This is a genomic window from Streptomyces sp. ICN903 (assembly GCF_022015835.1).
Classification (GTDB): Bacteria; Actinomycetota; Actinomycetes; order Streptomycetales; family Streptomycetaceae; genus Streptomyces; species Streptomyces fenghuangensis.
The window spans coordinates 1-23,532 of record NZ_JAKMAY010000066.1; the positions used below are offsets into that span (position 1 = coordinate 1).

Annotated in this window: 21 protein-coding genes; 12 read left to right on the top strand and 9 right to left on the bottom strand. The window is 73.6% G+C overall.

Features of this window, described 5'->3' with window-relative positions:
• Positions 1-6: 6 nt before the first annotated feature.
• Complete coding sequence (locus L7D48_RS09465; protein ID WP_237878538.1) at positions 7-1,287, bottom strand: ROK family transcriptional regulator; 1,281 nt, start codon at positions 1,285-1,287, stop codon at positions 7-9.
• Positions 1,288-1,445: 158 nt separating this feature from the next.
• Positions 1,446-2,570: a mechanosensitive ion channel family protein gene (locus L7D48_RS09470; protein ID WP_237878555.1), complete on the bottom strand. Its 1,125-nt coding sequence runs from the start codon at positions 2,568-2,570 to the stop codon at positions 1,446-1,448.
• Between the two features lie 215 nt (positions 2,571-2,785).
• On the opposite strand from L7D48_RS09470, the gene L7D48_RS09475 reads away from it, so the two are divergent.
• Complete coding sequence (locus tag L7D48_RS09475; protein ID WP_206348800.1) at positions 2,786-3,331, top strand: HNH endonuclease; 546 nt, start codon at positions 2,786-2,788, stop codon at positions 3,329-3,331.
• A 53-nt stretch (positions 3,332-3,384) separates the two neighbouring features.
• Here L7D48_RS09475 and L7D48_RS09480 read toward each other — a convergent pair whose 3' ends face one another.
• Positions 3,385-6,612: a beta-N-acetylglucosaminidase domain-containing protein gene (locus L7D48_RS09480; protein ID WP_237878539.1), complete on the bottom strand. Its 3,228-nt coding sequence runs from the start codon at positions 6,610-6,612 to the stop codon at positions 3,385-3,387.
• A gap of 488 nt (positions 6,613-7,100) precedes the next feature.
• Here L7D48_RS09480 and L7D48_RS09485 point away from each other — a divergent pair, with 488 nt between their 5' ends.
• The 7 genes from L7D48_RS09485 to L7D48_RS09515 all read left to right on the top strand — a co-directional run bounded on the left by L7D48_RS09485 (position 7,101) and on the right by L7D48_RS09515 (position 14,127).
• Positions 7,101-7,364, top strand: a complete 264-nt coding sequence (locus L7D48_RS09485) for a hypothetical protein (RefSeq protein WP_093849159.1) — start codon at positions 7,101-7,103, stop codon at positions 7,362-7,364.
• A 38-nt stretch (positions 7,365-7,402) separates the two neighbouring features.
• Positions 7,403-9,649 (top strand): 4-alpha-glucanotransferase, encoded by a 2,247-nt coding sequence (malQ, locus tag L7D48_RS09490; protein WP_237878540.1) that lies wholly within the window; start codon positions 7,403-7,405, stop codon positions 9,647-9,649.
• Positions 9,650-9,659: 10 nt separating this feature from the next.
• Positions 9,660-9,959: a hypothetical protein gene (locus L7D48_RS09495; RefSeq protein ID WP_237878541.1), complete on the top strand. Its 300-nt coding sequence runs from the start codon at positions 9,660-9,662 to the stop codon at positions 9,957-9,959.
• Between the two features lie 139 nt (positions 9,960-10,098).
• Entirely contained in the window at positions 10,099-10,548 is a 450-nt protein-coding gene (locus L7D48_RS09500; protein WP_237878542.1) for a hypothetical protein, read from the top strand.
• Positions 10,549-10,808: 260 nt separating this feature from the next.
• On the top strand, positions 10,809-11,156 hold the full coding sequence (locus tag L7D48_RS09505; RefSeq protein WP_237878543.1) for a hypothetical protein: 348 nt from the start codon (positions 10,809-10,811) through the stop codon (positions 11,154-11,156).
• Between the two features lie 92 nt (positions 11,157-11,248).
• Positions 11,249-11,908 carry an ABC transporter ATP-binding protein gene (locus L7D48_RS09510; RefSeq protein ID WP_237878544.1) on the top strand — a complete coding sequence of 220 codons (660 nt, stop codon included), beginning with the start codon at positions 11,249-11,251 and terminating at the stop codon, positions 11,906-11,908.
• Positions 11,905-14,127: an FtsX-like permease family protein gene (locus tag L7D48_RS09515; RefSeq protein ID WP_237878545.1), complete on the top strand. Its 2,223-nt coding sequence runs from the start codon at positions 11,905-11,907 to the stop codon at positions 14,125-14,127. Before L7D48_RS09510 ends, L7D48_RS09515 begins: the two co-directional genes overlap by 4 nt.
• 47 nt (positions 14,128-14,174) lie before the next feature.
• On the opposite strand, the gene L7D48_RS09520 is transcribed toward L7D48_RS09515, so the two are convergent.
• Positions 14,175-14,381, bottom strand: coding sequence for a DUF397 domain-containing protein (locus tag L7D48_RS09520; RefSeq protein ID WP_237878546.1), 207 nt, complete (start codon positions 14,379-14,381; stop codon positions 14,175-14,177).
• Positions 14,360-15,208, bottom strand: a complete 849-nt coding sequence (locus L7D48_RS09525; protein ID WP_237878547.1) for a helix-turn-helix transcriptional regulator — start codon at positions 15,206-15,208, stop codon at positions 14,360-14,362. Before L7D48_RS09525 ends, L7D48_RS09520 begins: the two co-directional genes overlap by 22 nt.
• Before the next feature lie 774 nt (positions 15,209-15,982).
• On the opposite strand from L7D48_RS09525, the gene L7D48_RS09530 reads away from it, so the two are divergent.
• Positions 15,983-16,729, top strand: coding sequence for a lytic polysaccharide monooxygenase (locus L7D48_RS09530; protein ID WP_237878548.1), 747 nt, complete (start codon positions 15,983-15,985; stop codon positions 16,727-16,729).
• Between the two features lie 96 nt (positions 16,730-16,825).
• Here L7D48_RS09530 and L7D48_RS09535 read toward each other — a convergent pair whose 3' ends face one another.
• On the bottom strand, positions 16,826-17,995 hold the full coding sequence (locus L7D48_RS09535; RefSeq protein WP_237878549.1) for a methyltransferase domain-containing protein: 1,170 nt from the start codon (positions 17,993-17,995) through the stop codon (positions 16,826-16,828).
• Between the two features lie 389 nt (positions 17,996-18,384).
• Between L7D48_RS09535 and L7D48_RS09540 the strand changes: the two genes are divergently transcribed.
• Positions 18,385-18,645, top strand: coding sequence for a hypothetical protein (locus L7D48_RS09540; protein WP_256462638.1), 261 nt, complete (start codon positions 18,385-18,387; stop codon positions 18,643-18,645).
• Positions 18,646-18,802: 157 nt separating this feature from the next.
• Here L7D48_RS09540 and L7D48_RS09545 read toward each other — a convergent pair whose 3' ends face one another.
• Positions 18,803-19,972: an endo-1,4-beta-xylanase gene (locus L7D48_RS09545; protein ID WP_237878550.1), complete on the bottom strand. Its 1,170-nt coding sequence runs from the start codon at positions 19,970-19,972 to the stop codon at positions 18,803-18,805.
• Between the two features lie 217 nt (positions 19,973-20,189).
• Between L7D48_RS09545 and L7D48_RS09550 the strand changes: the two genes are divergently transcribed.
• Positions 20,190-20,897, top strand: a complete 708-nt coding sequence (locus L7D48_RS09550) for an AAA family ATPase (protein ID WP_237878551.1) — start codon at positions 20,190-20,192, stop codon at positions 20,895-20,897.
• Between the two features lie 43 nt (positions 20,898-20,940).
• On the opposite strand, the gene L7D48_RS09555 is transcribed toward L7D48_RS09550, so the two are convergent.
• A complete protein-coding gene (locus tag L7D48_RS09555; protein WP_237878552.1) occupies positions 20,941-21,174 on the bottom strand; it encodes a hypothetical protein in 234 nt (77 codons plus the stop codon).
• Positions 21,175-21,307: 133 nt separating this feature from the next.
• Here L7D48_RS09555 and L7D48_RS09560 point away from each other — a divergent pair, with 133 nt between their 5' ends.
• Positions 21,308-21,970, top strand: a complete 663-nt coding sequence (locus tag L7D48_RS09560) for an SMI1/KNR4 family protein (protein ID WP_237878553.1) — start codon at positions 21,308-21,310, stop codon at positions 21,968-21,970.
• Between the two features lie 53 nt (positions 21,971-22,023).
• Here the strand turns inward: L7D48_RS09560 and L7D48_RS09565 are convergent.
• Positions 22,024-23,532, bottom strand: a 1,509-nt coding sequence (locus L7D48_RS09565) for a TIGR03767 family metallophosphoesterase (RefSeq protein ID WP_237878554.1), incomplete at its 5' end; no start/stop codon positions are given.

Below are 23,532 nucleotides of genomic sequence, written 5' to 3' on the forward strand. Positions count from 1 at the left end.
GGGGTGTCAGCGGGAGGTGTCGAACACCTCGTCGCGGGTGGTGGCCAGGGCGCTCTCCAGCGCGCCGCTGAGCACGGGGTGATCGGTGACGGTTCCGAGGGCCAGCCGCGGCCGGGGGGCCGCCAGTTCGTCCAGCTCCCGCCGCACCAGCTCGCGCAGCACCTCACCGCCGGCGGCGAGTACGCCGCCGGACAGCACGATCAGCTCCGGGTCCAGGACGGCGACCAGCGCGGCCAGCCCGGTCGCCAGCCCGGTGGCGGCGCGGCGCAGCAGCTCGCCGTACGGGCCGCCGCCGTCCTGCCCGGCCTCCGGACCGGCCCGTTCCACCGCGCGGGCGAGCAGCTTCGCCGCCGCCTCGCCGTCCCGGCCGGCGGGGGGCTCGATGCCCAGCTCGCGCGCCGTCCGCAGCAGCGCCCGCGCGCCCGCCAGTTCCTGGAACCCGCCCCTGTTGGCGCGGGCCACCTGCCGGAGAAGCGGGGAGCCGGGGACGGGCAGGAACCCGACCTCGCCCGCGCCGCCGGTGCGGCCGCGGTGCAGCCGCCCGCCCAGCACCAGCGCGGCGCCCAGTCCCTGCTCGTTCCAGAGCAGGACGAAGTCCTCGTGACCCCGGGCGGCGCCCAGGCGGTGCTCGGCGACGGCGGCGAGGTTGACGTCGTTGTCGTACTCCACCGGCACCGGCAGCGCGGCGGCCAGCTCCTCCAGCAGACCGGGGGAGTGCCAGCCGGGCAGGTGGGAGGCGTAGCGCAGCCGTCCGGTGCGCGGGTCGAAGGCGCCGGGGGTGCCGATGACGACGCGGTGCAGCGCGGACCGGGTGAGCCCGGCGGCCTCGGCGGCCCCGTCCACGGCGGCCACGACCTGCCGTACGACCGGCTCGGCGGACCGCCCTTCCGGGGCGTCGGACGGCCCGGGTGCTTCGGGGGCCCCGCACGGCCCGGAGCGCCCCGGCGCGGGCACCTCGAAGGAGCCGACGGTACGGCCGGTGACGTCGGCGACCGCGGCGCGGATCCGGGTGGCGGTGACATCCAGCCCGGCCACGTGCGCCGCGGCCGGGTCGAGTGAGTAGAGCCGGGCGTTCGGCCCCGGGCGGCCCTCGCTGGCACCGGTGACCCGGACCAGGCCCGCGGCCTCCAGGCGGGCCAGGAGCTGGGAGGCGGTCGGCTTGGACAGCCCGGTCAGCCTGCCGATGCGGCCGCGCGAGAGCGAGCCGTGCGCGAGCAGCAGTTCCAGGGCCGCGCGGTCGTTCATCGCGCGCAGCACCCGGGGCGTCCCCGGAGTGGTCCCGGTCATGGGCCTCTCTCCCGCCCAGAACTGTAAGGAAGGTTTCCTGTCTTCTGGCCGGGACACTAGGGCCCGCCTCCGGGCGGCGTCAACGGACGTGCCGGAGACGGGCCTTCGCACCGCTCCCGCCCGCTCCTCCGCGCGGCTCCCCGCGTGCCTTCCGCGTTCTACCGGCGAGACCCGCCGGAGCCCCGCCCGAGGTCCCTCGGCTCCTTCACCAGGGCCTTGGCCGTCTCCCTGCCCGGACCCCCGGTCAGGGCGTCCTTCACCGGGTCCACCGCGTCCTTCGCGGCGTCCGGCCCCTTCACCGTCTCCTTCGCGGGCTCCTTCTCCAGCAGGACCCGGCCGGAGCCCCGTCCGCGGGCCGACGCCCCCAGCTCCTCGTCCAGCTTCCGCAGGGCCGCCAGCGACTCCTCGTCCACCATCCGGATGCCCCGAGCGTCCAGCGCCCGCTTGACGCGCCAGCGCAGCTCGCGCTCCACCGGCAGCGCCTTGCCCGGCATCGTCTTGGCCGAGACGCGGACGACCATGGTGTCCAGCGTCACCGAGTTCAGGCCCAGCACCTCCACCGGCGCCCACAGGACCTCGTCCCACGGCGCGGAGGTCGACATCTCCTCGCCGGCCGAGGCGATCGCCGAGCGGACCTCCTCCAGGTCCTCGTCGGAGCGGACCTCCACGTCCAGGGCGGCCGTCGCCCAGCCCTGGCTGAGGTTGCCGACCCGCTTGATCTCGCCGTTGCGCACGTACCAGATCTCGCCGTCGTCGCCGCGCAGCTTGGTCACCCGCAGTCCGATCTCCAGGACGGTGCCGGTGGCCTCGCCCGCGTCGATGCGGTCGCCGACCCCGTACTGGTCCTCCAGCAGCACGAACATCCCGGTCAGCACGTCCGTGACCAGGTTGCGCGCGCCGAAGCCGATGGCCACGCCCGCCACACCGGCGCTGGCCAGCAGCGGGGCCAGGTCGATGCCGAGGGTGGACAGCACGATCAGCAGCGCCGTCCCCATGATCACGAAGGTGGTGACGCTGCGCAGCACCGAGCCGATGGCCTCCGTGCGCTGGCGCCGCCGCTCGGCGTTGACCAGCAGACCGCGCAGCGCGTTGCCGCTGGCCTCGGCCTCGGCGTTGCGGTTCATCCGGGCGATCAGCCGGGTGATGGCCCGTCTGACCACCGAGCGCAGCACGACGGCGATCGCCAGGATCAGCGCGATGCGCAGCCCGATGGCGAGCCAGGTCCCCCAGTTCTCCTCTATCCAGCCGGCGGTGTCGGTGGCGGTCCTGTGCGCCTCGTCCATTGAATCCACCCACAACACACTAACGGGGGACACCCCGCCGAACAGGCCGCGTCACCCGGGGTAGCGGCGGCATCGGGCGGGGGAGGAACAGCGTGTGGTCGAAAACACGCTCAGCGCGTTACGCGATCGTGGTGGCGCCGCCACCGGGGCGCGGGACACACTGGGGGAGATCGTCCCGGCGCGAGCCACGCGCCGCCGACGTACAAGGAGGCACCGTGCCGCACGTCCTGGTCCTCAACGCGTCGTACGAGCCGCTCGGCGTCGTACCGCTCCGCCGCGCGCTCATACTCGTCCTCAACGGCAAGGCGATCAGCCTGGAGGACTCCGGCGCCCTCATGCACAGCGCGACCCAGGCAATACCCGCCCCCAGCGTCGTCCGTCTCAAACGCTTCGTGCGCGTGCCCTTCCGGGGCACGGTGCCGCTCACCCGCCGCGCCCTGTTCGCCCGTGACGGCGGCAGGTGCGCGTACTGCGGTGGCGTCGCGACCAGCGTCGACCACGTCGTACCGCGCAGCCGCGGCGGGCAGCACTCCTGGGAGAACGTCGTGGCGGCCTGCCGCCGCTGCAACCACGTCAAGGCCGACCGCCACGTGGCGGAGCTGGGCTGGCACCTGCGCCACCAGCCCGCCCCGCCCAGCGGCCTGGCCTGGCGGATCATCGGAACGGGGCACCGTGACCCGCGGTGGCTGCCGTATCTGCGGCCCTACGGCGCGGACGACGCCCTCGCCCGGATCGAAGGCAGGACGACGACACCCGCCTGAGATCCGGGCGTTCTCCGTACGGGGCCGGTGACGGCCCCGTACCCGGTGCGCCCCTACTCCTGCTCCCGCCCCTGCTCCCTCTCCTGCTCCCGCACGGCGTACGCCTCCACGGACCACAGCGAGACGCCGAACCGGGTCGCCCGCTCGTCGGCCACGACCCGCACGTAGCGGGTGTCCGCGGGGGCGTCCATCCGCACCGTCTCCCGGCCGCCCCGCCCGTCGCGGACGGTCGCGGCCGTGCTCCACCGCCTGCCGTCGGCGGAGACCTGGACGCGGTAGCGGGAGGCGTGCGCGTCCTGCCAGTGCAGCCGCACCTCGCCGATCCGGGCCGGGCGGTCCAGCTCCACCCGCAGCCACTGGCCGTCCTTCGCGGGGGAGGACCAGCGGGTGTCCGGATCGCCGTCGGTGGCCGCCGAGGCGGGGAAGTCCTCGGTCTCGTCGGCCGAGGAGCCGGTCCTCGCGCCCCGGGCCAGGTCCGGCCCGCCGGTGGGCGGGTAGGCGCGCACTGTCAGCGTCCGCCGCAGGCTCTCGCCCTCGGCGGTGAGGGTGACCGGGATCCGGTACGTGCCCGGCCGCACGTCCTTCCCGGCGGTGATCTCGATCCGCGGGGCCGCCGGCACGCCGCGTTGGAGCATGACCCGGCGCGGCGCCCGCACCGTGAAGCCCTCCGGAGCCCGTACGGTCAGCCTGCCGCGCACGTCGGTGGGCCGGTGACCGGTCAACCGGGCCCCGACGGCGGCGGGCTCGCCGCCGATGACGGCGTTGGCCTCCTCGCGGGAGAGTTCCAGCCCGGCGCCGGGGGAGTCCGAGTACCAGGGCGTCAGCTCGTGGATCACCGGCGCCTTCGAACCGTCCTGCCAGGCCAGCCGTACGGCGTCCGCCCGCAGACCGCCGGTGTCCACCTCCGTCCAGCCCTTCTCGGAGAGCGTGCCCAGCCGCCTCCAGCCCTCGCCCGGCACATGCGCCTCGACGGCGGCGCGGGTGCCCTCGCCCGGCTCGGACTGGACGGTGACGGCCGCCAGGGAGCGTTCCCGGGGCAGCCGCAGCACCAGCTCGTCACCGCTGTCGCCGCTGCCGTCGTCTCCCCCACCGCCTTCGGGGGCGGGCTCCTCGGCGGCGCGGAAGGCGGTCGCGGGGTCGCCGTCGGCGGCGTGCTCCGGCGGGGAGCCGGGCAGCGGCGCGGGGCCGCCGTGCACCCGCTCCCCGGAGCGCCCGGTCTTCTTCTCCGCCCCGCCGCTCGCGCCGGACCAGTCGTCGGCGGCCTTCAGCGCCCGGTCCACGAAGGCGGGCAGCACGTCCTCGCCGACCGTCACCCCGCTCTCGCGGGCCTCGGCGCGCAGCCGCTGGAGTTCCAGCCGCGCCTTCCACGCCCCGGCGCCGTCCCCGCGCCGCTGGGCGGCCAGCATGTCCAGCGCGTACCGGCCGGCCCGCCCGTAGCGGGCCAGCTGCCGCACCCAGGGGCGCATCTCCTCGCTCAGGGCGCCGCCGGCGACACCGGCCAGGTTCTCCGGGGACTCGCGCAGCACGGCGAAGGCGTCGCGCAGCCGGTCGGACGCGGCGGCGAACTCCTCGTCGTCCTCGCCCGCGCGGGCCTTCCAGAAGGCGTCGAGCAGCGGGGTGAGGTAGGCGGACTCCTCCTCGTCGAGCACCGAGGAGGAGTTGTTGGCGGCCAGGGCGTGCAGTGCCTCGCGGGCCCGCTTCCCGGAGCGTCCGGCCTTCCTCTCCCCGCCGCCCGTCGCGGCCAGGTCCTCGACGGCCGCCTTCCAGGACTCCTGCGGCCGGTAGCCGCGCGGGTTCCAGGCGTAGTCGGCGACGGTGAACAGCGGCAGGCGGGAGGCCGTCGCCTGCTCCATGGCGTTGGCCAGCAGCGCCGCCGAGCGGTTGGCGACGGCCGGCTCCCGGCCGGTGTAGGGGCCCAGGAAGACGCGGTCGCCGGCGTAGTCGTTGACCGGGTAGTTGTCCATGGTGACCAGCGGGTGGCGGAAGACGGTGCGGGCCTGGGCCAGCTCGCCACCGGTGATGGCGGCGGGCACGACCCCCACCCCCGTCCAGGCCACCTCCACGTCCGCGTCCAGCTTCCTCGCCAGCGTGCCGCGGTACTCGGTGGGGCCGTCCTGGTAGAACTCCGTCGGCAGCACCGACAGCGGCACCGCGTCGCGCCCGAAGCCGTACCGCTTCGCCAGATGCGCCGCCACCTCGTTGGCCAGCTCCGCGTGGGCGGTGGCCGCGGCCTGAGGCCCCGTGCCGTAGCGCTCGGCGTCCGCGTCGCAGTGCCACTCGGTGTAGCTGGCGTCCTCGAAGCGGAGCTGGAACGCCCGCACCCCCAGGGCCGCCATGGCGTCGATCTTGCGCAGCAGGGCCCTGCGGTCGCCCTCGGAGGCCAGGCACATCGACTGCCCCGGCGAGACGGCCCAGCCGAGTACCACGTGGTTGCGCCGGGCGCGTTCGGCGAGCTCGCGGAACTGCGCGCGCCGCTCGGCGGGGTAGGGCTCGCGCCAGCGCGACTGGCGGAAGGCGTCGTCGCCGGGGGCGTACAGGTAGCGGTTCTGCTTGGTGCGGCCCATGAAGTCCAGGTGGGCCAGCCGCTCGCGGTGCGGCCAGGCCTCGCCGTAGAAGCCCTCCGTGGTGCCGCGCACCGGCGAGGCGGGCCAGTCGCGTACGACGGCCCCGGTGATCCGGGCCCCGCCCTCGCCGGTGGTCACCAGCTGCCGCAGCGTCTGCGCGGCGTGGAACAGCCCGTCCGGGCCGACGCCCGACAGCGCCACCGTGCCGCCCGGCCCGTCCACGCCGTCCACCCGGCCGGCCGCCAGCCGGTAGCCGCCCGGGGGCAGGTCGCCGCGCTCGGGCGCGCCCAGGGCGCGCAGCGCCCGCTCGGCGGCGCGCTCGCCGGCGCGCACCACCAGCCCGCGGGCGCGCGCCTCCTCACCCGGGCGCACGGTGCGCACCTCGCGCGCGCCGGCCGCGCGCAGGATGTCGCGGAGGGTGTCGAGGGCGTACGGGTCGGAGTCCTCGTCGGCGACGAGCAGCACCTCCCGGCCGACGGGCACGGCCGGGCCGCGCGTGCGCAGGGACTGGGGGCGCGGCCACACACCGGGGGCGCCGTCCAGGCGGACGCGGTCGTCCGGCCCCGCGGCGTCCCGCGCGGGCTCCTCGGCCGCCCTGTCCCGCGGTGGCGCCGAGTGTGCGGCCGGTGCGCCGCCGAGCAGTCCGCCGAGGACGGCCGCGACCAGTGCCGTCGCACCGGTCCGGCGTACGGCGCGGCCATGCGTCGCGTGGTTCACGTGTTCCTCAGGCCCCTCTCGACCCGTTCCCCGACCCGTCTCCCGGTTCGTTCCCCCGCCTGGCCGCCCGCCCCGGCCGGGAGCGGCTCTCCGGCCGGGCAGTGGACCCGCCGGTAGGTGACGAGCCCATCACCGACGTGGTGAAGGTGTCAACGACAGGGGCCGAAGCGCCCGGTTTGTCGACCGGTGCGGACGAGGCAGTCCGCCGTCGAACGCAGTCGGACGCGGCTGGACGCGGCCGGGCCCGGCCGCAGCCGGACGCGGCGGGCCCGAAGCCCTGCCGGGCGGCCGTCCCGCGAAGGGACGGTAAATCTTGGCCGAGATGCCCGCTTTGCTCGAATGCCCTACGCTGACAGGCGCACCGCACCGTGAAATCATCGGTGATGGAACTGTGAGCCATCTCACGTTTGTTCCGCCGAAAGTGTCTGGGCTCCGCCTCAGTGGGTAGGGCCCTGATGTCCGACCGACAGCAACGAACGGAGGCCCCCGTGGCCGCGTCCGCTGAACTCCTCACCCCCCTCCCCCTGTTTCCCAAACAGGGGCAGGAGCCGATCGACCTGTCCGGAGTCTCCGACCCCGACTCCGGCCTGGACGGCTCCTGCTCCTGGGACTACGCCGAGACACCGCTGACCAGCGAACCACCCCTCGCCGACGCCGCCCCGCTCACCAGTGAGCCGCCGCTGGCCGCCGAGCTCCCGCTGACCAGCGAACCGGCCGGGGTGGGATACGGAACGGATTCCGCGGAGATCTAGACCCGGGAGAGCCCAGGGGGAGAGCGGAGGAAGTTCCCATGAGCCGACTGGCGCGACTGGCCGCGGCGCACGGAGTCTGCACCTCCTACGACCCGGCCCCGGGCCGTACGATCCGGGTGCCCGACGACACGATCGTCGAAGTGCTCGCCGCACTGGGTGTCGACGCCTCCACCCCGGACGCCGTACGCGACGCCCTGGCGCGCCACGCGCGCGAGGAGGCGGCCCGGCTGCTGCCCCCCACCGTCGTCGTACGCGCCTCCTCCCGCGGCGGCTCCTCCCCACCCGCCGCCTCCGCGCCCGTCGTCCGCGGCGGCGTTCCCCCGCTCCCCGACGGCACCGCCCTGAGGGTCGAGACGGAGGACGGCCGCACCCTGGACTGGGGAGCGGACCCGGACGCCGACGGCGAGCGGCTCCCCCTGGGCTGCCACACCCTCCACGCCGAGGCCCCCGACGGCCGCACCGCGAGCGCCGTCCTGATCGTCGCCCCGGACCGCTTCCCGGCCGTGCGGGGCCGCTCCTTCGGCCTGCTCGTCCAGCTCTACTCGCTGCTGTCCTCGCGCTCGTGGGGCATGGGCGACCTGGCCGACCTCGCCGACCTCGCCGCCTGGTCCGGCCGTGCGACCGGAGCCGACTTCATCCAGCTCAACCCCCTGCACTCGGCCGTCCCCGCCGCCGACGGCGAGAGGGTGGACCCCTCCCCCTACCGCCCCTCGTCGCGGCGCTTCGCCGACCCGGTCCACCTGCGGATCGAGGAGATCTCCGAGTACGCCTACCTGCGCGGCGAGGCCCGCGCGAAGGCGGACGAGCTGCTGGCCCAGGCCGCCGAACTGCGCGAGGCCACCCTCGCCAAGGACGGGATGATCGACCGCGACGCGGTCTGGTCGCTCAAGCGCCGCGCCCTGGAGCTGGTGCGCACCGTCCCCCTCGGCCCCGGCCGCCACGTCGCGTACTGCGACTTCCTCGCCGAGCAGGGCCAGGCCCTGGAGGACCACGCCGTCTGGTGCGCCCTCGCCGAGGTCCACGGACCCGACTGGCGCTCCTGGCCCGCCGGCCTGGACGACCCCCGTTCGGCCGCCACCGCCCGCGCCCGCGGCGAACTGCTGGACCGGGTGGACTTCCACACCTGGCTGGCCTGGCTCACCGACGCCCAGCTCGCCCGCGCCCAGCGCACCGCCCGCGACGCGGGCATGTCCATCGGCCTGGTGCACGACATGGCGCTGGGCGTCCACCCCTCCGGAGCCGAGGCCTGGGCGCTGAAAGACTTCCTGGCCACCGGCATGTCCATCGGCGCCCCGCCGGACGCCTTCAGCCCCCACGGCCAGGACTGGGGCCTGCCGCCCTGGAACCCGGGCGCGCTGGCCGCCTCCGGCTACGCCCCCTACCGCGCGCTGCTGCGCGGGCTGCTGCGGCACACCGGCGGCCTGCGCATCGACCACGTGATGGGCCTGTTCCGGCTGTGGTGGATCCCCGAGGGCCGCCCGCCCACGGAGGGCGCGTACGTGCGCTACGACGCCGAGGCCATGCTCGGAGTGCTCGCCCTGGAGGCGTACCGCGCCGGTGCGGTCGTCGTCGGCGAGGACCTGGGCACCGTCGAGCCGGGCGTGCGCGGGGAACTGGCCGGGCGCGGCGTGCTGGGCACCTCCGTGCTGTGGTTCGAGCGCGACTACGACCACATCCGCACCCCCAACCACGAGGTCCCCCAGCCGCTGGAGCCGCAGGACTGGCGCGCCGACTGCCTGGCCACCGCCACCACCCACGACCTGCCCAGCACCGCCGCCCGACTCAGCGGCGACCACGTCGCGCTGCGCGGCGGCCTCGGCCTGCTGTCCGGCCCGCTCGCCGAGGAGCAGGCCCAGGACGCCATGGAGACCGCCGAGTGGATCGCCCATCTGACCCGTCTGGACCTGCTGCCGGAAGGACCGGGCGAGGAGGAGAGCGAGATCAGGGGCCTGTACCGCTTCCTGGCCCGCACCCCCGCGAAGATGGTCGGTGTCTGGCTGCCCGACGGCGTCGGCGACCGGCGCCCGCAGAACGTGCCGGGCACCTGGGACCAGTACCCCAACTGGCGGCTTCCCGTCGCCGACGGCGACGGCAGGCCCGTCACCCTGGAGGAGCTGGTCACCTCGCCCCGGATGCGCGCCCTGCTGGAGACGGTGTACGAGGAGCTGCACGGGCCGCGCGAGCGCCGCATCCCGGCTCCCGGGCAGCACGGAGGGCAGCACGAGGAGAGCCACGCCGAGCCCGAAGACCACCCTGGACGCGTGACGACCGGAGACGTTCGCTAGCGTTGACCTCGTGGACAACAAGGTCAAGGTCAACGAGAACGTCAGGAGCGCCGGCACCGCCGTGCGCGCCGGATTCGTCACCGCCCTCACCGCGCTGACACTGCTGGTCGCCTCCCCCTCCGCACTCGCCCTCTACCGCGACGACGGCGACGACCCGGGCACCGGCCTGAGCGTGGTGGAGACCCTCGGCCTGTACGTCGTGGCGCCCGTCGCCCTGTTCGTGATCATCGCCGCGCTGGTGATGGTCGGCGACAAGTCCTCCCGCAAGAGCGGTCAGATCGCCGGCCGCCAGGAGCCCAACCAGGGCTGACCCGCGGCCCCGGCGCGGTGCCGGGGCGACGCCCGTGTACGGCCGTCCCGCGTGCCCGGCCGCACGCGCTGATCACCGCACTCCACACGGCGCTGCTGGTGCTCAACACCCTCGGCGTCGTGTCACCCTCCAGGTCCGCGTGGCGCGCGGGGTGCGGGACCTGCGCACCGCCACCCGCCGCATACGCGCCGCGGGCGCGCTGATGCCCGCATCCTGCGCGGCCTTCGCCCTCACCGCCGCCTCCGCCTCGCCGTGGACGGCCCTGGCGGCTCTGCCGGCGGCCGCCTGCCTCCAGGTCCTGGGCGAGACGGCGCTGGCCTCCGGCGCCTGGGAGATCTCCTTCGGCCTCGCACCCGACGGCCGACAGGGCCAGTACCAGGGCTTCTCCGGCACGGGAGCGGCCGTCGCCCGCATGCTCGGCCCGCTGCTGCTGGCCTGGCTGGTTATGGGCGGCGGCCCGCTCGGCCGGCTCGCCCTGGGCACGGCCTTCCTCGCCGCCTCCTGGACCATGGGCCCTGCGGTCCGCCTGGCGGCGGCGGGGAAGCCGCCGGTGACCTTCTCCCAGCACCCGCCGGTGCCGTCGCCGTAGGACGCCCCGCGCCGGGTGGCCGTGCTCAGGCCGTGACCGACCGCCCTCGGACACGATCGGTTCGAGACAGCCGGGGGAGGGATCCGGTCAACGTCTCGCAGGAGAGAGGCGGCAGGGATGACCAAGAGACCACCTCTGACCAGGAATCACCTTCGCGTACGGAAAACGTGATGAATGGTTCCGGTTATCGATCTTGTTGTGGCGGATGTTGTTCATGTGGTGGGGTCTTGGTGTTCAGGTATTCGTAGCGAGGGGGAAACATGAAGAAGACCGCACGGCGCGCCGCGGCCATATCCGGCATGGCACTCGCGATCGGTGTCACCCTCGGTGCCGCCCCCGCGTTCGGTTTCTACGCCTGGCAGGGCGACGACTACGCCTACACGACGAACGGCGGCAGGAACGCCGAGGTGTGTGACTGGGAAGCGGACGGCAACAAGATCAAGGCCGAGTACCGGCGCGACGGCAGTGACACCATCAAGAACTGGTGGAACGAACTCGGCGACGGAAGCTGCTACCCGACCCCTGAAGGCCGCGGGATCAACAAGATGCGTGTGGTCGAGCAGAGGTTCGCCGCTCCCGACGTCGAGGGCAAGTGGTACTACCGGTAGGAACCTCTGACGGAGCATCGTCCGATCACCGGCGGTGGGCGGGGCTCCCGTCCACCGCACCATCTTCTTCTCCGGAGTCCGGGAGCCGCAGCGTGAACGACCCAGTCCTGTCCGTCAGGGACGTCAGCCACGGCTTCCCGGGCCGTCCCGTGCTGGCGCACGTGAACCTGGAGGTGTGGGCGGGCTCGTCGGTCGCGGTGACGGGGCCGTCCGGGACGGGGAAGACGACCCTGCTCTCCTGCGTCCTGGGCCTGGTCAGGCCGGACGCGGGAAGCATCCTGGTGGACGGCACGGACATCACCAGGCTCGGCCGCGGCCGCCTGGCCGCCTTCCGCGCCCGGAACCTGGGCATGGTGTTCCAGTTCGGTGAACTCCTCCCGGAACTGAGCCCGCTGGAGAACGTCACCCTCCCCGCCCTCCTCGCCGGCACCGGGCGACGGGAGGCCCGCAGCCGCGGGCTCGAACTACTCGACCACCTCGGTGTACCCCACCACACGACCACGGGCGCCCTGTCGGGCGGGGAACGACAGCGGGTCGCGGTGGCCCGCGCACTGGTCAACCGGCCGACGGTGCTGCTCGCCGACGAGCCCACGGGCTCACTGGACACCGCGAGCCGCGACACCGTCGCCGACCTGCTCTTCTCACTGCCCGGTCGGTGGGACTGCGCTCTGGTCGTGGTCACCCACGATCAGCAGGTGGCCCGGCGGGCCGACGACGTCCTCGACCTCGCTCCCGCCGTGGAGGCCGTGTGAGCCGCCACGCGGCCGAGGGGCCGCTGTGGCGACGGCTGTGGCGGATCGGCCGGGCAGCCGGGGCCGGGGCACGACAGGCACGGCTGCGGTGGGCCGGCCTGTTCCTGGCCACGGCCACCCTGGCCATGGGCCTGACGGCTCTCGTCACCACGGCGGCCGACTACGACGCGCGTGCCGACACCGACCGGGCCCGCGCCCCGCGTATGCACATGTCCCACCCGGACGAGGAGCCGGTCGCCCACTGGTACGAGTCCGGGAACGACATCACCGGATCACCGCAGCACAACGTCGTCTTCCTCGCCCCTCTCGACGCCGACACCGAAGCCGAGCCGCCGCCCGGCCTGCCGCGCTGGCCCGATCCGGGCGAGGCGTTCCTCTCCCCGGCGCTGCTTCGGGCCGGCGCCGACCAGGGGATCGCCGAGCGCTACGGCACCCATGCGGGCACCATCACCGGAGACGGGCTCACCTCCCCGGCCGAGCGCCTGGCCTACGTCCGCGCCCCCGAGGGGCACGAGTCCTTCGACGACAGCGATCTGATTACCGGATTCGGGGCCCGTGGCGAAGAGACGTACCCGGTCTTCGGGGACTCCGCCGTGGTCTACGGCCCCGACATCCTCCTGTCGGCCGTCGGCGGCCTGATCCTGCTCCCCACCGCCGTGCTGGTGGTGATCGCCGTCCGTGTCGACGCGGCCGGACGGGACCGGCGCACCACACTGCTGGAGACTCTGGGAGCAACCGCCGGCCATCGTGCCCTGATCAACCTCGGCGAGGCCGCGACCCCGGTCGTTGCGGGCGCGCTGGCGGGTACGATCCCCGCCGTCGCCGTGCTGACGTGGGACATCACACTGCCCCTGGTCGGATACCCGCTCACCGCGGCCGGACTGCGGCCCTGGCTGTGGGCGTACGCGGCCACCGTACCGGTGGCAGCCCTCACCGTTCTGGCCGCCGTCGTCCTGCTTCACCGCGCCCGGCGCGCCGCGGACCGCCACGACCCCGCCCGGGTCAGCAGACGCTGGATGGTCCTGCTACCGCTCGGCGCGGTGATCGCCATGCCCGCCGATCTCACCCCGTTCGCTCCGAACCTCTCGGTGAGCCTGGCCCAGTACGTCACGGGGCTGGTGCTGGTCCTGGCCGCTCTGCCCGCCCTGATCGCCACCGTCATGGCGGCCCTCGGCCGGGCCGTGGCCTGGGCGGGGGAGAGGTCCGGGAAAGTGGGGCCGCTCGTCGCGGGACGGTGGACCACCCACCACCCCGGGGTGACCGCCCGCATGGTCGCCACCGTCACCGTCGGGCTGGTTCTGGTCACCCAGCTCCACATCTGGACCTCGCGCACATCGGGCGAGGCCGCCGCCGCGGCCGAGACCCTGGACCGCATCGGTACGAGCATCAGCCTCGTCCGCACCGACGCCATCACGGAGAAGGAGCTCACAGCGTTCCGGCGGGACCTCGCCGGGCAGCACGTCCTGGCCCTCGTCCGTCGGCCCGATCCCCGTAGCCCCGCCGAACTCCGCGGAGACTGCGAGGCCCTGCGGTCGCTGGGGCAGAAATGCTCCGTCGCCCCGGCACCCATCGACACCGAAGCCGGTGCGCAGGCGCGGGAACTCGCGCGCTGGACCGGAACCCGTGCCGGTCTGGCCGTCCGCGAGGCACCCGTCACCGGCTACGTCCGCGCGGTGAACGAACCGGGCGATGCCCAGTGGACCCTGGTGACGGTCGCCGATTCCGCCGACCACGGTGCGTCGGAGGCTGTCAGCAGAGCCTCCTACGCACATCTGGGGATGGCCCCGTTCATCGACCGGCTCGGCGGGAACGCCCTGGGAGGCATGCTCCAGTACGCCACCGTGGGCCGGTGGATCGCGCTGCTGGGCGGCGTCGGTCTGCTCGTCCTCGCATGCGCGTCCACCGTCAGTTCCCTGTCGGAGTTCCGGCGCTTCGGTACCCGGCTCGCCCCGGTCGGCGTCTTCAGCGGGAACCGCCGCGTCTTCGTCAGCACCTCGGTGTGGTACCTCACCACGCCGCTGGTGATCGCCGCGCCCATCGCGACGGGAGCCGCGTGGTTCCTGTCACAGCCCGTGGTCAGAGGGACCGGCGCGGGGCTCTCGACCGGTCTCGTCGTCACCGCCGTCGTCGGCTGCGCCCTCCTGGCCGTGCTCACCGGGGCGGTCGGCGCCCGTGGCGCACTCGCCGGGGCCCGGCGCTGGACACCGGCCAACGACTGACGGTGAACTCCCTTCTTACAGTCGACAGGACTGGTCCGGTGAACCGGTCAGAGCATGCCGCCCTTGACCGCCGTCACGAAGGCGGACCAGTCGGCGTCCGGGAAGACCAGCGCTGGCCCCTCGGGGGCCTTGCTGTCGCGGACGGGTGTGACGCCAGGGAAGCCGTCGGCGACCTCGACGCAGCTCCCGCCGGTGCCGTCGCTGTAGGACGACTTGCGCCAGACAGCGGTGTTCAGGTCATATGCGGTGCGCATGATGTCGTGTACTCCTCGGCCACCGATTCGATCAGGTCCAGGGACGCCATAGGAGGCAGCGAAGCGGCCCTGACGAGATCGTATGACTTCTGGGATCGCTCCACCATGACCGGTTCGTCGATGAGCTGGCCGGTGCCAGCGCTCTCTGTGTAGACGACAGGCGGTGCGTCGCGGAAGGTCATCAGGGACGCCATGCCGTTCAAGAGTGCGTGCGCCGCAGCGGTGAACGGAAGAACCTGCACCATGATCCGGTGGGAGTGCGCCAGTTGAGCGATATGGATGAGCTGTTCATGCATGACTGTCGGTCCTCCCATCGGGACCCGGAGCACTGTCTCGTGGAGGACCGCCCACAACTGTGGCGCAGTTGACTGGTTGAGAAGGTACTGCCGATCCATGCGAGCCCGAACCAGCTTCTCCACCTCCTCCTCCGAAGCGAGGGGGAGTGCCGCGCGAGTGATGGCCCGTGTGTAGGTCTCAACCTGCAACAGGCCCGGCACCAGCATAGGTGCGTACTCGCTGATGGTCGTCGCCATCTGCTCCAGCTCCGCCGCGTCCGCGAAGTAGTCCGGGTACTTGTTCTCCCGGGCCAGTCGGCACAGGCGTTGCAGGTGTTCGCCGGTGCCGAGGATCTCGTCGAACAGTTTGGAGGTGTCCGGCTGCGGGCGGCGCACGGCCGTCTCGAACTGGCCGACGTAGGTGCCCGAGCAGAAGGCGCGCTCGCCGAGCTGGGACTGGGTGAGCCCGGCCGCCTCGCGCAGACGGCGCAGTTCCGCGCCGTAGAAGGTCTTGGGCGAGGCGTACGGGTCGAGTTGCCTGGGCTCGGTCATGGCGGGCTCCCCCTGTCACGGAACGGGCATACGGGTTTGGACTTCCGTTCCACGCAAGCACACAGAGTGACCGGAACGGTGTGTTCGGCGAATGATTCCCCCGAAGGTGTTCACCAGCCCCTCGGCCTTGCCCAACAGGGGAAGTGCGGGCCGGAACCAGCCGTATGCGCGCCCGCCCGTCCGGTTCCGGAAAGCCGCATCTCCGGCGAACGGCATCGATGCGATCTTCCCGCCCGTCCCCACTCCCCGGCTCGGACGCCACAACGCTGCCGGGGCAGTGCCCTTGCCGAGGCCCACGGCTGCGCCCTGGTGACCGCCGACGCGCGCCTGGCGCGCTCGGGCGCGGCACGCTGCCCAATCCACGTGGTCGGCTGACGTTGAGCTCCCACCGCTACGACCGGCAGGGCTTCCGGCCGGCTCGGGGTCTCGGGTGGGTCCGTGAGACCGGCGGAGGCTGCGGTGGGTCCGAAGTCGGCCGTGTTGGCCGGAAGTTCGCTTCGTTCAAACCCTTGACCGAGGACAGTCCGCCGCTAAGGTCTAGACCTGAGCACCTCAGGTCTAGACCTTAGGTCAGCCTCTGTCCTCGTCCCACGGCGTTGTCCGTGTGAGGGCACGGTGCGTGGACGGTGATGCCCATCGCGGTATCCGGTGCGTCCGCGCACCCGCGCCACCCGGCGGGGCGGCGCGACCGGAACGGCGTACGCGCCGTACCCCACCCGGTCGCGCCGGGCTTCCGGGCGGCGGCCTCGACGACACCGAAGAAAGTGGAATGGCATGAACACGAAGAAGCGAGTGGCCCTTGCGCTCGGCGCGATGGTCGCCCCCCTGCTCGCCGTCAGCCTTCCGGCGGGCACGGCCAACGCCCACGGCTGGGTGACCGACCCCGGCAGCCGCCAGGACCAGTGCGCCGAGGGCGTCGTCGACTGCGGCCAGATCTCCTACGAGCCGCAGAGCGTGGAGGGGCCGAAGGGACTCAAGAGCTGCAGCGGCGGCAACGAGCAGTTCGCCGAGCTCGACGACGACAGCAAGGCCTGGAGGGTCACGCCGGTCGGCTCCTCGCACACCTTCACCTGGAGCCTGACGGCACGCCACGCCACCGACACCTGGCAGTACTTCATCGGCGACCGGAAGATCGCCGAGTTCGACGGCAAGAGCGTGCAGCCGCCCTCGCAGGTCAGCCACCAGGTGAACTTCGACGGTCTCACCGGTCGCCAGAAGGTGCTCGCCGTGTGGAACGTGGCGGACACCGCCAACGCCTTCTACGCCTGCATCGACGTCAACATCGGCGGAACGGGCGGCGGTGACGGCGGTGGCGACGGCGGCGGTGACGGTGGTGGCGACGGCGAGCCGGGCGCCTGCGCCTCGCCGGCCTGGGGCTCCAGGGACGTGTACACCGGCGGTGACACCGTCACCCACGACGGGCACACCTGGCGCGCCAAGTGGTGGACGCAGGGCGAGGAGCCCGGCGCCACCGGCGAGTGGGGCGTCTGGGAGGACCTCGGAGCCTGCGCGGCCGGGTGATCCGGTGACCGCGTGATCCGGTGACCGCATGACGCGGCCGGGCCGGCGCGCGCCCGCTGGGGCGTGCGCCGGCCCAGCCGCGTTCCCGCCGCGTCGTCAGCCGATGACGTGCGCCGGGTCGCGCAGCCAGACCTCCTGGCGGCCGTCGCGGGTGACCGTCAGGCCGAACTCGCCCTGCTCAGGGCGGCCTTCGGCCTCGTACGCGCCCCAGGCGGCCTCCACCCGGTCCCACAGGGAGGCCGGACCGTACTGCCAGACCCCGAAGAGGCCGCCGCCGTCCCCGGCCCGGCCGTCCTCGGCCGCGGTCGCGGCCGAGCCGTCGCGGCCGGTCAGCCAGACGCGCCGGGCGCCGCCGTCCTCGTCGGCGTAGGTCATGGTGATGTCCGGCAGGCGGGCGAACGCCCAGGCGCAGAAGCCGGGTTCGGTGACCCGGGCCGGGTCCAGGCCGGTGGTGGAGGAGCGGCCGGTGGCGGAGTCCACCGCCGGGGCGGGCAGCCGGTCGGCGCGCAGCGGCATGAACCATGCCGAACCGGTGAACCTCCCCCGTGCCAGGCCGCCGTCCTGGACGGTCAGGGAGACCAGACCCCCGGACCACACATCCCGGTGCAGGGGCACGACGATCCGCCCGCCGGGCGCGGTCTGCGCCACCCACGCCCCCGGTACGCGCAGCACCGAGCACGTCGCCAGCACCCGGTCGTACGGCGCGCCGCGCGCCCACCCGGACACGCCGTCGCCCCACACCACCCGGGGAGCGCGGCCGACCGAGGCCAGCGCGTGCCGCGCCCGTTCGGCCAGGGCCGGGTCCACCTCGACGGTCACCACCCGGGCGTCGCCGAGGCGGTGGACGAGCAGGGCGGCGTTCCAGCCGGTGCCCGTGCCGATCTCCAGAACGCGCTCACCACCGCAGCCCACCTCCAGCTCCGCGAGCATCCGCGCGACGAGCGACGGCATGGAGCTGGAGGAGGTGGCCTCGCCGGGGCCGCCGGCCGCACCTTCGTCGAGCTGGGTGACGACCGGCTCGTCCGCGTAGGCGAGTTCCCACCAGGCCTCGGGCTCCCCGGCGCGGTGGACGGGAACGTATCCGTCCGCGCCGTACCGCCAGACCCGCTCCGGCAGGAAGAGGTGGCGCGGTACCGCCTCGAAGGACGGCCGCCAGTCGGGGGTGAGGGCGCCGGAGGCCGAGACGGCGTCCAGCAGGTGCCGGTGGGACTCGTGCCACCGCCGCACCGTGTCCGCCGCGCCCGCCGCGTTCGTCGTACTCGTCACCGCGTTCACCGCCGCTTGGGCTTGGTGGGGCCGCCGTCCGGGGAGGGCGGTTGGGGCGGCGGGTTCCACGGCCTGATCGGGGCCGGCTTCCCGGCGTGCTTGCTCCTCGTGCCGTCTGTCATGCGCGATCCTTCCGTTCGTCGTGAGTGGGTGACGGAAGGAGACGCTAGAGGTCACCCAGCATGCCGGGAAGGTGACTCAGGCCAACGGCGCGGGAGTTGGGTGGTGGATTGCCGGGGCCCGCCCCAGCGCCTTTCATCTGCGGTTTCGTGAGGTGCGCAGTGCGGCTGCTGAGCCGGTTCCTCTGGCGGACGGCCTCCGCAGCACGTCACGCTGTGCGGTGAGCCGAACGCGATCGGCGACACGACGCACGGAAAGGCACCACGCTCATGTACGACCTCCCCACAGTCCCGCCCGCCGGCGCGGCGGGCCGCGATCCGGTCACCGAGGCGATCAGCGCCTCCACCGAGGCGGTGGTCGAACTCCACGCGGCCCTGGCCGGGAACGGGATCACCCTGCCCTCCCTCGGCATCGACCTGGCGTCCTGCACCCGGACCGTCGACCCGCGCCCGCTGGTGGAGTTGGGGCGCTGCAACCTGGAGACCGCCCGCGCCCTGACCGCCGCCCTGGAGAGGGCGGCGGTCAGGTGACGCCGCCCCGTCCCGTGTCCGGTGCGGGGCAGCTGTGAGGCGAAGCGGGCCGGGCCCGCCACCGCCCGGTAAGGGGCGGTGGCGGGCCCGGCGAGGGCTGCTCGTCCGCCCGCCGCGGACGGTCGGCGGCGGGCGGACGTTCGGCGGGCGGAAGTACTCAGCGGCGCTTCCAGCCCCGGTCCTCCTTCCACTGCTCCCACTTGGCCTCCTTCAGGGAGGAGCGCAGGGCGTAGAAGGCGGGCTTGCGCTTGAAGTCCTCGGTCATGACCGTCGCCGAGCCCTCACCCTCGAAGAACACCGGCACCCAGGAGTACTTGTCGGTGAAGCCCCAGATGGTGAAGGAGTTGCACTCCTCGACCGCCAGGCACGCCTCCAGCACCCGCTGGTACCAGTCGGCCTGCTGCTTCTGCTGCTCGGCGGTGGGCTTGCCGCTCTCGGGCAGGTCCATGCGGACGTCCAGCTCGGTGACCGCCGTCTCCAGGCCGAGGTCGTCGAACCGCTGCAGGTTCTGCTGGAGGTCGCCCGGGAAGCCGTAACGCATACTCAGGTGCGCCTGCACGGAGAAGCCGTGCACGGGCACGCCCTGCGCGAGCAGTTCCTGGCTGAGCTCGTAGTAGGCGTCGCTCTTGGCGTTGTCGCTCTCGACGTTGTAGTCGTTGAAGAACAGCTTCGCCTCCGGGTCGGCCTCGTGGGCCCAGCGGAAGGCGTCGGCGATGATCCCGGGCCCGAGCTCGCGGATCCAGATGTTGTCCTGGGTGCGCAGGTTGCCCTGGTCGTCGAAGATCTCGTTGGCCACGTCCCACTGCTGGATCTTGCCCTTGTAGCGGCCGACCACGGTGGTGATGTGCTCGCGCAGGATCTCGCGCAGCTCCTCCTTGGAGAAGTCGCCCTGCTCCAGCCACTCGGGGTTCTGGCTGTGCCACAGCAGCGTGTGGCCGCGCACGACCTGCCGGTGGCGCTCGGCGAACTCGACGATGGCGTCGGCCGCCTCGAAGTCGTAGGTGTCCCGCTCGGGGTGGATGAACTCCCACTTCATCTGGTTCTCGGGGGAGACCGAGTTGAACTGCTGCCCGAGGATCTTCCGGTACTTCCGGTCGTGGGTGAACGGGTCCGGGTAGTCCTGCTCGAGGTGGTGGCCGCCGCCCGCCACGGCGGTGCCCACGTAGAACCCCTTGGGAGCGGCCTCGCGAAGCCGGTCGAACTTGGCGTTGGAGTGCGGTGCGGCCTCCCGGTCGGCGGGCGGGGCGGCCGTGGCCGAGGTCACCACCAGGGGCAGGGACAGTGCGGCCGCGGTGAGCGCGGCGGTGGCGATGCGAACGGGTCTCATCGGAGGGCTCCCATTTTCGGTCGACCTTTTCAAAGTTTCCGGAAAGTTTCCGGACGCTTGGTTCAGGGACGCTAAGGGCCGTTCGGTCGGGGCGTCAATACCCGTGCACCACCGCGTTCGCCGACGTCGTTCCACGCACCCGTGAGCCGGGTGGGGCGGACGAGGCGTGGAGGTGCGGAAAAGCACGGGAACGCGCGGTGCGTGGGAGACTCGGCGCATGATCGTCGAACGCGCGTACGCACACGTGGAGTCGTACGACGACGGGGAATGGCCCTGGTCCCTCCCCTGCGTACAGGCGCTCCTGACGGACGGGCTGCGCTTCACCGCGCCGGTGACGTTCCTGGTGGGCGAGAACGGTTCGGGGAAGTCCACGCTGGTCGAGGCCCTGGCGGAGGGCTTCGGCCTGGACCCCTGGGGCGGCTCGCACGACTGGCGCTACGCGAGCCACCGCGCCAGGTCGGAGTTGGGGGAGCGGATACGGTTCGACGCGGCGCCGCGCGGGCGGCGCATGCTCGGGAACTGGTCCGCCCGCACCGGGTTCTTCCTGCGGGCGGAGACGGCCCTGGACGCGCTGGAACGTGAGGGGTTCGCGCCGGAATCGGTCAGCCACGGCGAGGGCTTCCTCGCCGCGTTCCGCGGGAAGTTCCTCAGACCCGGACTGTATGTGATGGACGAGCCGGAGGCGGCGCTGTCGTTCGCGTCCTGCCTGGAACTGATCGGCCACATCGACCGGTTGGCCAGGAGCGGCGGCCAGGTCGTCTGCGCCACCCACTCACCGCTGCTGACCGCGCTGCCGGGCGCGGACATCGTCGAGGTCGGCGAGCACGGCCTGCGCCGGACGGCCTGGGACGCACTCGCCCTGGTCGACCACTGGCGCCGCTACCTCGCCGACCCCGGGGCCTACCTGCGGCACGTCCTGGACTGAGGACCGCTTCCGTCACGCGCTCCGCGGCGGCCTCCGGCACCCGCTAGTGGGCGACCATCCCGTGCTCCGGCCAGGTGCCGGAGGTGTGGTGGGTGCGGGCGATCCCGCGGACCGTGGCGTGGAAACCGAAGGTCCGCCTGCCGTCGTCCGGGTCGGCCTCGCAGGACGCCTTGTCCAGGGTCATGACCCGGTCCGTCTCCGCGGGGTGCCCGCCGAACGCGTAGCGGACGGTGGAGGCGTCCTCGGAGAGCTTGCGGTAGTAGACGAGTATGGCCATCCGCTCCGGTCCTCCCGATCCGTCCCCCCGTATCCTGGCCCACCGCCGTACCCGGGACAACGCCTTTCCGTCCCGGCGGGGCGATGCCCCCGGGTGGCGCGGGTGTCGGCGTCACATGCGAACATGCCTCGCCATGGACCTGTCCTCGCTCATCGCACGGCTCGAGCTCCCACCGCCGTCGACGGACTCCGGCCGGCCCGCCGCGCCCGAGCCCGTCCCCGTCGACTGGGACGCGGTCGAGAGCCGACTGGGGCTGAGGCTGCCCGCCGACTACAGGGCGCTGGTCTCCGCCCTCGGGCCGCTGGAGATCGGCGGACGGCTGTGGCTGCACGCGCCGTGCGAGCGGGAGGGCGGTTACGAGTACGGGGACTGGCTGTGGGAGACCCACCGGGAGTGCCGCATCTCCTCCCGCCGGGCCCTGCGGCGGGAGCCGCCGCCGTTCCACCCCGATCCCGGTGGCCTGCTGGCCTGGGGCGATACGCGGGAGGGCGTCAGGCTGCTCTGGGACACCGGGGCGTCCGGCGACCCCGACCGGTGGCCGGTCGTCGTGTTCGGCGCCGAGGCCGCCCGGCGCGGTGACGATCCGTGGCACGGCTGCGGGACGACGCTGACGCGGGCCCTGGCCGCGCTGCTGACCACCGGGATCCGGCTGCCAGGCGGCGGGACGCTCGGGCCGCTGCCGCCCACCGCGCACCGTCCCGCCTTCCTGACCGGCGCCCGCCCCTGGAGGCCGCCGGCGCCCGAGCCGGCGCCGGTTCCGAAGCCCGAGTCCGGGCCGGATGACCGGATGCTCTGACTCGCCCCGTACCGCCGCCGCGCTCCCCGCCCCGGCGGCGCCCTGCCGCCTCCTCAGCGCCGCCGCAGCAGCAGTTCGGTGTTGCGGTCGCCCGCCTTGCCGGTCAGGGAGGTGCTGCGGCCCGGGGCGTTGAAGGCCAGCTCGCGGTAGAGCGAGGCCAGACCGGCGGGGGAGAGGTCGCCGGGGTCGGCGGCGTAGGGGGCCGCGGACTCGACGCAGGTGGTGAACAGGGACAGGGTGCCGTCGCCGTTGTCCGTCAGCTCGATGACGCGGGCCAGCTGCGGGTGGTCCACGTGCGAGGCGGTGGTGATCTCCCAGTAGTGGCCGCGCGGCACGATCCGGTTGCGGTGGCTGTGCCCGTTGATCCAGGCGGTCACATTGGCGTGCCGCCCCAGCAGCGCGGTCAGCTCCGCGCCGCCGACGGTGACGGAGTCGCTGTAGTGGTGGCTGAAGACGAGCACGCGGTCGTCGCCGTGGCGGGTCAGCTCGCGCTCCAGCCAGCGCAGTTGGGCGGCGCCGATGTGCCCGCGGTAGTCGCCGTCCGGGTTGGTGGTGTCCAGGCTGACGCCGAGCACGCCGTCGGCGACGCGGAAGGAGTAGTACAGCCGCCCCTCCTCCAGGGCGGCCCGGGTGTAGCCGTGGCCGACCGGGCCGGGGCCGGTGTACGCCGGGTCCAGGTGCGCCGCGGCGTACTCCCGGGTGGTGAGGGGCGCGCGGGAGGGGTCGGGGGTGACGGTGCGCATCTTCCGGGAGTGGGCGCGCAGCAGTTCCCTCAGCGCGGCGCCCCGGGTGTCGCGCCCCTTGCGCACCGATCTGTGGAGCGCGGCGGCCTCGGCCTCGGGCAGCTCGTACAGCTTCCGCTCACCGGTGGCCAGGTCGGTGAAGTACGCGCCGCCCGCGAAGTGGCCGCCGTGGAGGTCGTCGTGGTTGCCGACGGTGGAGTACCAGGGGATGGCCAGGCCGGGGCTGGTGAGCCGCCGGATCGCGGCGCCGAGGAAGCCGTCGAGGCGGGGGAAGCCGTACCGCGCCCGGTCGGTGTCCTCCGTCCCGCCCTCCGGGTGCCAGTACAGGGGCAGTCCGGAGTCCTGCACGCCCTCGTAGCGCAGCGGGTCGCCGGTGTTGGGGGTGATGCGGCCGCCGCTCATCGCGGTGAGGAACCACTCGGTCTCGGCGCGGCAGTTGTTGTCGGTGTTGTCCCCGGTGGTGATCGCGAAGCCGAGCGGCGCGCCGGTGGCCGGGCCGCCGCGCAGCGAGTTGATCCGCTCGACCATCGAGACCAGGCCGTGCACCGACAGCGCCTCCTGCGGGCGCCAGGCGCCCGGCTTCCCGGAGCGCATGTACTCGAAGCGCAGCGGATGCTGCACGTCCGTGACGTGGGTGTCGGTGAGGTGGACGAAACAGGCCAGGGTGGTGCGCCGGTCCTCGCGCGCCCCGCCCGCGGCGGCCAGCTCCTCCCGTACGACCCGCTCCCAGCCGCGCCCCTCGCCCAGCCGCCGGTAGCCGCCCGCGCCGCGCGGCGCGGCGGTGCTCTCCAGCGTGGTTCCGGCGGGGGAGGGGAGGGC